The organism is Salipaludibacillus sp. CUR1 (assembly GCF_021028955.1).
Taxonomy (GTDB): Bacteria; Bacillota; Bacilli; order Bacillales; family Salisediminibacteriaceae; genus Salipaludibacillus.
The window spans coordinates 320,119-328,985 of the sequence record NZ_JAIWPE010000094.1 but is presented as its reverse complement, the minus strand read 5'-3'; the positions used below and the strand labels follow the sequence as shown (position 1 = coordinate 328,985).

Genomic DNA, 8,867 nt, shown 5'->3' with positions numbered 1-8,867 from the left:
ATCAAACTCTCCATAAAAGAGTTCGATGTCTCTGACATCAAAATAAAAATAATTCATTGACGGGATATATTAAATATCCCTCTTCGCTTGGCTTTTTGTTTAGTTTTCAAAGGTCAAAATAAATGGTGGGCCTGAGTGGACTCGAACCACCGACCTCACGCTTATCAGGCGTGCGCTCTAACCAGCTGAGCTACAGGCCCTCAAGCAACATTAGTTACTATATCATGTAACAGTGTGATGATGCAAGAGTTTTTTTAAAATAATTTTTTGGAGCGGGTGAAGGGAATCGAACCCTCGTCATCAGCTTGGAAGGCTGAGGTTTTACCACTAAACTACACCCGCATAATAAATAATAATTATACTTGTAAAATAAAAATGGTCGGGAAGACAGGATTTGAACCTGCGACCCCTTGGTCCCAAACCAAGTGCTCTGCCAAGCTGAGCTACTTCCCGATTTCAAATGCCGTATTTTGCTGTTACACCCGACACTTTTTTAAAAACAGAATATGTAAACAAATAACTATTAAATATAATATGGTGCGGTCGAGAAGAGTCGAACTTCCACGGGATCTCTCCCACTAGGCCCTCAACCTAGCGCGTCTGCCATTCCGCCACGACCGCTTAACACCTTGGAATATTTAATTAAATGGTGCGGGTGAAGGGAGTCGAACCCCCACGCCCGAAGGCACTAGATCCTAAGTCTAGCGTGTCTGCCAGTTCCACCACACCCGCATCATTAATGGCGGTCCCGACGGGAATCGAACCCGCGATCTCCTGCGTGACAGGCAGGCATGTTAACCGCTACACCACGGGACCACAAAAATTATAAAATATATGAAAATATAATGGTGGAGGATGACGGGCTCGAACCGCCGACCCCCTGCTTGTAAGGCAGATGCTCTCCCAACTGAGCTAATCCTCCACTATGTATGGTGACCCGTACGGGATTCGAACCCGTGTTACCGCCGTGAAAGGGCGGTGTCTTAACCACTTGACCAACGGGCCAGTAAATGAAAGAACGTTACTGGCGGAGAAGGAGGGATTTGAACCCTCGCGCCGCTTGCGCGACCTACACCCTTAGCAGGGGCGCCTCTTCAGCCACTTGAGTACTTCTCCGTATGGCTCCACAGGTAGGATTCGAACCTACGACCGATCGGTTAACAGCCGATTGCTCTACCACTGAGCTACTGTGGAATAATGCTTTAAGCTGCGAATCTCTTTGTGTTCCGCGCTTATGTAATCGCTATTTTTCTCAAGGACGAATTATATTGTAACTAATTCTCCCGGAAATGTCAACAGCTTTTTATACGAACTGTTTTGTCAGCGACTTTTATAATGTACCATATGATATTATTACTCGTCAATTACTTTTTAAAGACATTGTTTGAATTTTTTTCAGCGTGCCTTTGCACTTTCCGCAAACGAACCGTTTCGTATTAATACGCCGCTTCCGGCGGAATTCTGTTCCGCACTTTGTACAGCTGTATAAGTGCAGCATCCGCACCTCATTCCTCGCCTGGGGAATGGACTGACAATGCCGGCTCCCGCCCACCTTCTGCAGAAGCACTTTAAAATCCCTGTCTTTGTGCTGATACCCTTTTCCCTGCAAATGCAAGTGATAATGGCAGAGTTCATGTTTGATAATACTGACCAGTTCATCTTCTCCATAATACTGTAAATGTTTCGGGTTAATTTCAATATGGTGGGAGTTTAATGAATATCTCCCCCCTGTTGTTCTTAATCGTTTATTAAAGAAAGCTGTATGCCTGAATGGTTCTTTAAAAAACTCTAACGATATTTTTTCTGTCAATGTTTGCAGCTCGTCATTAGTCATCCATTGAAACTCCTTGTAAAAATTTTTCATATTTTAAAATCCTGGCCAACCTTTCGTTCATACACTACTAATACTACTACTTTTACAGGAAAAACCACAACTGAACGAAAGGGGGAAATTCAGATGCCGTCCTGGTTAAAACGGCAGTTACAGGAAGCTTATGACCGAAGAGATTTAAGGAGAATAAAAGTCCTTAACCAATGCTGGTTTTATTATAAAAACTCACGTTCTAATGCAGATTAAAGCACCCCGCCTCTGACTGCAAGCACATAAATAAAGCTAAAGCATGGTGCCTCCATGCTTTTCGCTTATAATAGGCTGTCTTAAACATATACATGAACTGTTTTATTAACCTGCCCCGGCTAATTCACCCTCCTTCCTCTGTCAATTAATAAAAAAGCGGCCGGGACAAAAGAATAGTAATCATAAAAAAAGCCGAACAAAATTTTCGATTTTGTCCGGCTGTTCTTTTTGAGTAAAGGAGTGATTTCAGTCCGCCAGGGGGATGCTTGCCCAGGGGCTTGCCCTTTTAATCTGTCGGTTCACTTCCGGCGAAGGCTTACCCGAGGGCTTGTCTTCAACTAACTTTCCCGAAGGATTATTTCGGGAAAGTGGATTTTCAGACTTCGCCAATCCTCTGGGTGTCCTCGCCTTCGTTCACTGGGAAAATAAAGTATTTAGCGGTGCGTTTTTTCTAAAATGACCGGCTAAATTCAACTCAGTCTGGAGCTTCGTTGAATTGGATCTTCAGACTTACCCCCTGTGGCGTCGCCGCCTTCTGTCCTTCAATCAAAAAAACCTGAGGCTACTGAATAACTGGTAAAACCAAAAGTTACACGCCTTTCTGATAAAAAAATTGTTTGTCTTTTACAAACTTGTTTTTAGTTTTGTCCAAGCCTCCATTGTTTTTTAAGAAGAAGGCTGATTTTCAGGTTGAAGCATTGTCAGAGCGACCCGGCCTTTCTTCACGTCAACATCCTCCACCCATACGGTGACTAAATCTCCTACAGACACCAGTTCCATTGGATGTTTAACAAAACGTCTGGCCAGCTTGGAAATATGCACGAGTCCATCTTGTTTTACTCCAATATCCACGAAGGCCCCGAAATCCACAACATTTCTTACAGTGCCTTGCAGTTCCATCCCCCGTGAGAGGTCTTCCATAGAGAGAACATCCGTTTTTAATAAAGGTTTCTCTATTTCGTCACGCGGGTCACGCCCCGGCTGGCTCAAAGCATCGAGAATATCCTGCAGCGTTGGTACACCCACTTCATATTTTTCTGCGAGTTCCTGCACATCAACTTTAGACAGTTTAGTTTTCACTTCTTCAGTTCCTATCCCGTCTACTGCAATATCCAGCTCCTTCATTATTTTTTTCGTCACTGGATAACTTTCCGGGTGGATGGCCGTTTGGTCGAGCGGCTGTTCCCCATCCGGCACCCTGATAAAGCCGATACTTTGTTCATATGTTTTAGCCCCCAGTCTCGGCACCTTTTTCAATTGGGTCCGGCTGGTGAATTTCCCTTCTTCTTCTCTCCGTTTAACTATATTGTTGGCTACGCTTTTCGATAAGCCTGACACATACTGCAATAAAGAAGACGAAGCTGTATTCACGTTTACCCCTACCTGGTTAACTACCGTTTCTACGACGAAAGTCAGGCTGTCATTCAGCTTGGACTGCGTCACATCATGCTGGTACTGCCCGACCCCTACTGATTTAGGGTCGATTTTCACAAGCTCCGCAAGAGGATCCTGAATACGGCGGGCTATAGAAACAGCGCTCCTCTCCTCTACCTGAAGGTCAGGAAATTCTTCCTTAGCAAGCTTTGATGCCGAGTAAACACTCGCTCCCGCTTCATTAACGATAAGATAAAAAACTTCCTCATCCACTTCCTTTATAAGGTCGGCAATAAACTGCTCTGTTTCTCTCGAGGCTGTCCCGTTGCCAATAGCAATCATTTCGATGCCGTAGGTTTTCAGCAGTTTTTTTACTGCCTTTTTCCCCTCTTCTACTTTGTTCCATGGCTTCGTTGGATAAATGACGCCAACTTCAAGCATCTTGCCTGTGTCGTCAACAACAGCCAGTTTACACCCGGTCCGGTAAGCCGGATCCACACCCAAAACCGTTCTTCCCTTTAACGGCGGCTGCAGCAGCAGGTTTCTTAAGTTCTCTGAAAAAATGTGGATAGCCTGCTCTTCAGCTTTTTCACTGGCCTCTTTTCTGATTTCTCTTTCCACTGAAGGCTGAATTAGCCGTTTATAGCCATCTTCTACAGCCTCTGTCAGCAGGTCCTTCACTACAGTCTGTCTGTTCTTAAGAACATGTCTTTCAATCCAGCTTAAAATCCGGTCTGCCGGCGCTTCTACAGCCACTTTTAACACACCTTCTTTTTCCCCGCGGTTCAGCGCCAGGACCCGGTGCGGCACGATCTTTTGAACTTGTTCGGAATAATCATAATACATTTCAAAAATTTCTTTTTCATCTTCAGCTTTAGGCTTTCTTTCAGATGTCAGTTTACCATCTTTAAAGGTCAGTTCCCTTACCTTTTTACGGATAGACGGGTCATCAGATATGAATTCGCTAATGATATCTTTAGCTCCCTGAAGCGCTTCTTCAGTACTATTAACGCCTTTTTCTTCATCAATATACTTCTCGGCTTCTTTCTCTGCATTTCCTGAAGAAGGTAAGGATAAAAGCCATTGAGCAAGAGGTTCAAGTCCTTTTTCTTTGGCTGCTGAAGCTTTTGTTTTGCGTTTTTGTTTGTAAGGCCTGTACAAGTCCTCAACTTCCTGAAGCTTTTCAGCTTTTAAAATTTCTTTTTTCAGGTCAGGTGTCATTTTTTCCTGTTCTTCAATCAAACGAATGACTTCATCTTTGCGTTTCGCAAGAGCTGAACCATATTCCCAGGCTTCAAGAATACTCCTAATTTGCTCTTCGTCCATGCCTCCAGTCATTTCTTTTCTGTACCTGGCTATAAATGGAACTGTGTTACCTTCTTCTGACATTTCTATCACGTTTTTAACCCGGTTTTCCTGAAGTTTTATTTTTCCTGCTACGAGCTTAAGAATATTCAGCTGCTGTTCGTGCCATTCCATATATTATCTCCTCCATTATGTATATCAGTTAAAAAACTTGCTCACTACCGCCTGATGGCGAAGGTCTTAATTTCCCTTATACCTTCCCCCTTATAACCAGCGTATTAATAACACGGGTATACTCCATAGATTATACCTGAATTATGCCTGGGGCAACCACCTTTAAAGAACTGCTGTTTCAATACAAAAAAGCCGGACCATCGAAATCTTTTCGATGGTCCGGCTTTTTGCGGGATAAATCAGTTAACTTTGCCTACTAGTAAGGTTGTGTCATCATTAGATTCTTCCATTAAATCTACGACTCTGTTAAGCATCCTTTCCGGGGTGTCTTTTTTGGAAAAAAGAGCATGATATACCGGGTCAAATACCACTCCGTCTGAATAAATAATAAAAACTGTATCTTTTTCGTAAGGGATTCGCTGGGTTTTAAATTTTTTCTTCTTACCCGACAAGTAACCTCTAACTGGAACAGGCCTGTATAATTCTCCCGATGGTTTGTAAAAGGTGCAGGAAATATTCCCTACGTTGGTGTACTCAATGACATCTGAACGAAAATCAAATTTCAGGATAGTCAAAACCACTCCGCGGGTACCCCACATTACCTGGTTACATTTGTCCATTAAAGATTCTGTATCCAGATCATGATCTTTCTTTATAACTGACATGGCAGCTGAAGAAGCGCTCATTGCTTCTTCACCGCTGCCTAATCCGTCAGCCATTGCACATAATATATAACTGTCAGTGCGGACAGTATAAAAAGCGTCACCCGAGCACCAGTTTCCTTTTTTAGCGACCTGGTAAATACTGATATCCATTTCTTTCAATACTTGATGCTCAATCATTTATAAGCACTCCGTTGATTCTATACGTATGGATTCCCTCAGTTTCTGTAAAGCTCTCCGTTGAAGCCTGGAGACATGCATCTGGGAAATGCCCAGCTCTTCTCCGGTTTCCTTTTGACTTAAATTCTCAAAATAGGTGAGCTGTAAAATCTGCTTTTCACGATCGGTAAGTACAGTAAATGCTTTTTCCAAAAGCATCTGCTGGTCTGTCTGTTCATAGCCTTCTTCACTTGAACCGACCAGATCGAGTAAAGTGACTGCACTTCCTTCGTCATCTGCTTCGATCGACCTGTCAACAGAAAGGGCCTGATAGCTTTTTCCCATTTCCATTGTTTCCAGTACTTCTTCTTCAGAAACGCCAAGGTGATCCGCTATTTCCTCAACTCTAGGGGAGCGCTGCAAAGTAGTCGTGAGATCCTCCACAGCCCCCTTAATTTTGGGACCTAGTTCTTTTATTCTCCGGGGAACATGGACACTCCAGGTCTTATCCCGGATAAATCGTTTAATTTCCCCGACTATAGTAGGGACAGCAAATGATTCGAAACTTCTTCCATAGGAATGGTCAAAACGCCTTAATGCCGCAAGAAGCCCAATCATACCTACCTGAATTAAATCTTCATCATGACGCTGTCCACGCGAAAATTTCCTTGCTAAAGAATGCACAAGGTTCTCGTATTCTTTCACCAGTCTTGTCTGGAGTTCATCGTCCCCTGTACGCTGAAATTCTTCAATCCATTTCAGTATCTCTTCTTTATTCTTTTCTTTACTGCTGTTCGGGGATTTCCTTTGAGACTCCATAGCCATGGTGTTCCACCTCATCTCTCTGCAGGAACTTTGTCATGATTATCATAACTCCTGAGTCACCGCGGATCTCCACTTCGTCCATTAACGTCTCGATTAAGAAGAGCCCAAGCCCTCCTTCCTTTAAATCTTCAATAGCCTGGTTTTCAGTAATGGGGCCGCGCTCTTGTTTTAATTTTTCTACGTCTATCGTTCCGCCCTGGTCAGATATAACCAGTTCCAGCCGGTCGTCATACACACCGAAATTCACTTGCATATCATTGCCTTCCTGACCCTCGCTGTAAGCGTGGTTAACTACATTAGTGCACGCTTCCGCCACAGCAATTTTGATATCTTCAATATCGTCATATGAATAGCCAAGGCGGTTTGCGATGCCTGAAACAGTCAAGCGGACAACTCCGACATATTCAGGCTTAGCAGGCACTTTCATTTCAATAGAATCAGAGGTCCGAGTCATACTAAGCTTCCTCCCTTTTATTATCGACCTCAATATCGATTACTTCGTTAAGCCCAGTGATCTCAAAAAGTCTGCGTACACGTTCATTTAATCCGGTCAGCATTAATGTGTTTCCGTTTTTTTCAGTGGTTTTAAGCGCACCAATAAAAATACCTAAACCCGTACTGTCAATATAGTCAACACCGGATAAATCTACAATTAAATTCTTATCACCCTGCTCAGCTAATGGCGTAAGCGTTTCTTTTAATTTAGATGCCGTATAAACATCAACTTCTCCAGATAAGTAAGCTACATTTCGGTTGTCCGTCTCAGTTACATTTATTTCCAGATTCATTCTTTCCCCTCCTAAAATATCAACCTTCAAGTTTTTCCACTTTAACTACTTACCACGTTTGAGATATTTTTAAACCTTTCGGCGTAAAATAAGAAGAGTAAAGTCATCCCTCAACTGGAATTCCTGAGCTTTTTCCAGGTCCTGATAAATTTGTTCTACAATCTCCTGGGCAGACAGATGCTTATATTTTCGAATCATTTGAACAAGCTGCTCCCTCTCAATAAACTCCTCATCAACACGGCATTCAGTGACCCCGTCTGAAAGCAGGACAATAAAATCTCCTACATTTAAGTCGATGACATCCTGTTTGTAACTTACTTTAGGGGAAACACCCAGTACGAGGCCTTTTGCTTCGAGGCTTTCAAATGAATCTTTTTCCGCGTTATATACAAAACCAGGCTCATGTCCTGCACTGGCATAACAAAAATAATGATCTTCAGGATGATAAAAGCCATACATCATCGTGATAAACATATCAGAGTCAATATTTCTTTCCACCACTCTGTTTAAGCTTTCCAGGAGGGCACCTGGTTCAAGCCGTTGTTCAGGCAGTGTATCCATCGCATATTTGATCATTGACATACTCATAGCAGCCGGAACACCTTTACCGATCACGTCCGCTACTGCTACACCAATATTCCCGTACTCATCTAATGAATAGTCATAGTAATCGCCGCTCATTTTTCCTGCCGGCACACTAATTACCCCAAGGTCTACCGAATCAAGGGAAATCTCGCCATTCGGCAGAAGGGACTTTTGCATTCTTGCCGCTACGTTCAGCTCTGATTCGATCTGACGCTGGCGGTCGCGAAGACTTTGGTGTTCACGGTAAGCAAGTCCATAGCCGATCATGACTTCAAGCAATAAATCAAAGGAGTCTACTACTTCTTCAGGAAGGTCCTCTGCTAATTCCTGAAAAACAGAGAGATGAAGACTGACAGTTTCCTCGGGCGACATATCCTTTTCCATCATCTCTTTGCTGAATTGCTGCGCATGATACAGAGCATGTTCACTTTTGTTTTTTAAATAACTGGTAAGCATATCTTTATATAATTGATACATTGAAATCTTCGTCTCTTCCAAGCAACAGCACCTCCTTTAACGAAGCCACTTAATTGCCGAAATCGAGGTACCGGCATTCATTTCTGAATCTATATCAAATTCGTCCATTAATCTTTTCACTCCCGGAAGTCCTGCACCCAATCCGCCTGAGGTGGTGAAACCATCTTCCATCACCCGGCGAAGGTCTTTAATCCCGGGGCCTTCATCAACGGCAATAATTTTGATACCGCGTTTCCCCGAAACCGTGACTTCTTCAATTTGAATTTGCCCTTTATTAGCGTATAAATATATATTTCTGGCTAGTTCTGAAATCGCAGTTGTGATTCTCGCCTGATCAACGGAACCAAACCCGATTTCGCGTGCGAGCTTTCGTCCTGCTTGTCTTGCAGCGACTATCCCCCACTCACTGTGGATATCTACATGGGTTTGGACTTGCATATA

Annotated in this window: 9 protein-coding genes and 10 tRNA genes; 1 reads left to right on the top strand and 18 read right to left on the bottom strand. The window is 43.2% G+C overall.

The window, feature by feature from the left end:
• Positions 1–123 precede the first annotated feature (123 nt).
• From K8O68_RS17390 to K8O68_RS17340, 11 genes are all read right to left on the bottom strand, one after another.
• Positions 124–200 (bottom strand) — tRNA-Ile (locus tag K8O68_RS17390).
• 68 nt (positions 201–268) lie between these two features.
• Positions 269–342 (bottom strand) — tRNA-Gly (locus K8O68_RS17385).
• Positions 343–376: 34 nt separating this feature from the next.
• Positions 377–453: transfer RNA gene (locus K8O68_RS17380), tRNA-Pro, on the bottom strand.
• Between the two features lie 82 nt (positions 454–535).
• Positions 536–621, bottom strand: a tRNA-Leu gene (locus tag K8O68_RS17375).
• Between the two features lie 26 nt (positions 622–647).
• Positions 648–732, bottom strand: a tRNA-Leu gene (locus K8O68_RS17370).
• 8 nt (positions 733–740) lie between these two features.
• Positions 741–816: transfer RNA gene (locus tag K8O68_RS17365), tRNA-Asp, on the bottom strand.
• 30 nt (positions 817–846) lie between these two features.
• Positions 847–922, bottom strand: a tRNA-Val gene (locus K8O68_RS17360).
• An 8-nt stretch (positions 923–930) separates the two neighbouring features.
• Positions 931–1,005, bottom strand: a tRNA-Glu gene (locus K8O68_RS17355).
• A gap of 20 nt (positions 1,006–1,025) precedes the next feature.
• Positions 1,026–1,116: transfer RNA gene (locus K8O68_RS17350), tRNA-Ser, on the bottom strand.
• A 3-nt stretch (positions 1,117–1,119) separates the two neighbouring features.
• Positions 1,120–1,194, bottom strand: a tRNA-Asn gene (locus K8O68_RS17345).
• A 166-nt stretch (positions 1,195–1,360) separates the two neighbouring features.
• The gene (locus tag K8O68_RS17340; RefSeq protein WP_230898046.1) at positions 1,361–1,834 is read right to left on the bottom strand and encodes a SprT family protein; all 474 of its coding nucleotides are present in this window, start codon (positions 1,832–1,834) and stop codon (positions 1,361–1,363) included.
• Positions 1,835–1,957: 123 nt separating this feature from the next.
• Between K8O68_RS17340 and cmpA the strand changes: the two genes are divergently transcribed.
• The gene (cmpA, locus tag K8O68_RS17335; protein ID WP_093055050.1) at positions 1,958–2,077 is read left to right on the top strand and encodes a cortex morphogenetic protein CmpA; all 120 of its coding nucleotides are present in this window, start codon (positions 1,958–1,960) and stop codon (positions 2,075–2,077) included.
• A 666-nt stretch (positions 2,078–2,743) separates the two neighbouring features.
• Here cmpA and K8O68_RS17330 read toward each other — a convergent pair.
• The 7 genes from K8O68_RS17330 to K8O68_RS17300 form a co-directional block, all read right to left on the bottom strand.
• On the bottom strand, positions 2,744–4,930 hold the full coding sequence (locus K8O68_RS17330) for a Tex family protein (RefSeq protein WP_230898045.1): 2,187 nt from the start codon (positions 4,928–4,930) through the stop codon (positions 2,744–2,746).
• A 239-nt stretch (positions 4,931–5,169) separates the two neighbouring features.
• Complete coding sequence (locus tag K8O68_RS17325; protein ID WP_230898044.1) at positions 5,170–5,772, bottom strand: SpoIIE family protein phosphatase; 603 nt, start codon at positions 5,770–5,772, stop codon at positions 5,170–5,172.
• A complete protein-coding gene (gene sigB / locus K8O68_RS17320; protein WP_093055056.1) occupies positions 5,773–6,576 on the bottom strand; it encodes an RNA polymerase sigma factor SigB in 804 nt (267 codons plus the stop codon).
• Positions 6,536–7,030, bottom strand: a complete 495-nt coding sequence (gene rsbW / locus K8O68_RS17315) for an anti-sigma B factor RsbW (protein ID WP_230898043.1) — start codon at positions 7,028–7,030, stop codon at positions 6,536–6,538. The genes sigB and rsbW overlap by 41 nt, the downstream gene beginning before the upstream one ends.
• 1 nt (position 7,031) lies before the next feature.
• The gene (locus tag K8O68_RS17310) at positions 7,032–7,364 is read right to left on the bottom strand and encodes an STAS domain-containing protein (protein ID WP_230898042.1); all 333 of its coding nucleotides are present in this window, start codon (positions 7,362–7,364) and stop codon (positions 7,032–7,034) included.
• A gap of 69 nt (positions 7,365–7,433) precedes the next feature.
• Positions 7,434–8,447, bottom strand: a complete 1,014-nt coding sequence (locus K8O68_RS17305; RefSeq protein WP_304619736.1) for a PP2C family protein-serine/threonine phosphatase — start codon at positions 8,445–8,447, stop codon at positions 7,434–7,436.
• A 15-nt stretch (positions 8,448–8,462) separates the two neighbouring features.
• Positions 8,463–8,864, bottom strand: a complete 402-nt coding sequence (locus K8O68_RS17300) for an anti-sigma regulatory factor (RefSeq protein WP_093055065.1) — start codon at positions 8,862–8,864, stop codon at positions 8,463–8,465.
• Positions 8,865–8,867 lie beyond the last annotated feature (3 nt).

Excerpts from the sequence above, each read along its gene's own strand:
- rsbW (WP_230898043.1), bottom strand. The coding sequence starts at position 7,030 with ATGACTCGGACCTCTGATTCTATTGAAATGAAAGTGCCTGCTAAGCCT.
- K8O68_RS17330 (WP_230898045.1), bottom strand. The coding sequence starts at position 4,930 with ATGGAATGGCACGAACAGCAGCTGAATATTCTTAAGCTCGTAGCAGGA.
- cmpA (WP_093055050.1), top strand. The coding sequence starts at position 1,958 with ATGCCGTCCTGGTTAAAACGGCAGTTACAGGAAGCTTATGACCGAAGA.
- K8O68_RS17300 (WP_093055065.1), bottom strand. The coding sequence starts at position 8,864 with ATGCAAGTCCAAACCCATGTAGATATCCACAGTGAGTGGGGGATAGTC.
- K8O68_RS17310 (WP_230898042.1), bottom strand. The coding sequence starts at position 7,364 with ATGAATCTGGAAATAAATGTAACTGAGACGGACAACCGAAATGTAGCT.
- sigB (WP_093055056.1), bottom strand. The coding sequence starts at position 6,576 with ATGGCTATGGAGTCTCAAAGGAAATCCCCGAACAGCAGTAAAGAAAAG.
- K8O68_RS17340 (WP_230898046.1), bottom strand. The coding sequence starts at position 1,834 with ATGACTAATGACGAGCTGCAAACATTGACAGAAAAAATATCGTTAGAG.
- K8O68_RS17325 (WP_230898044.1), bottom strand. The coding sequence starts at position 5,772 with ATGATTGAGCATCAAGTATTGAAAGAAATGGATATCAGTATTTACCAG.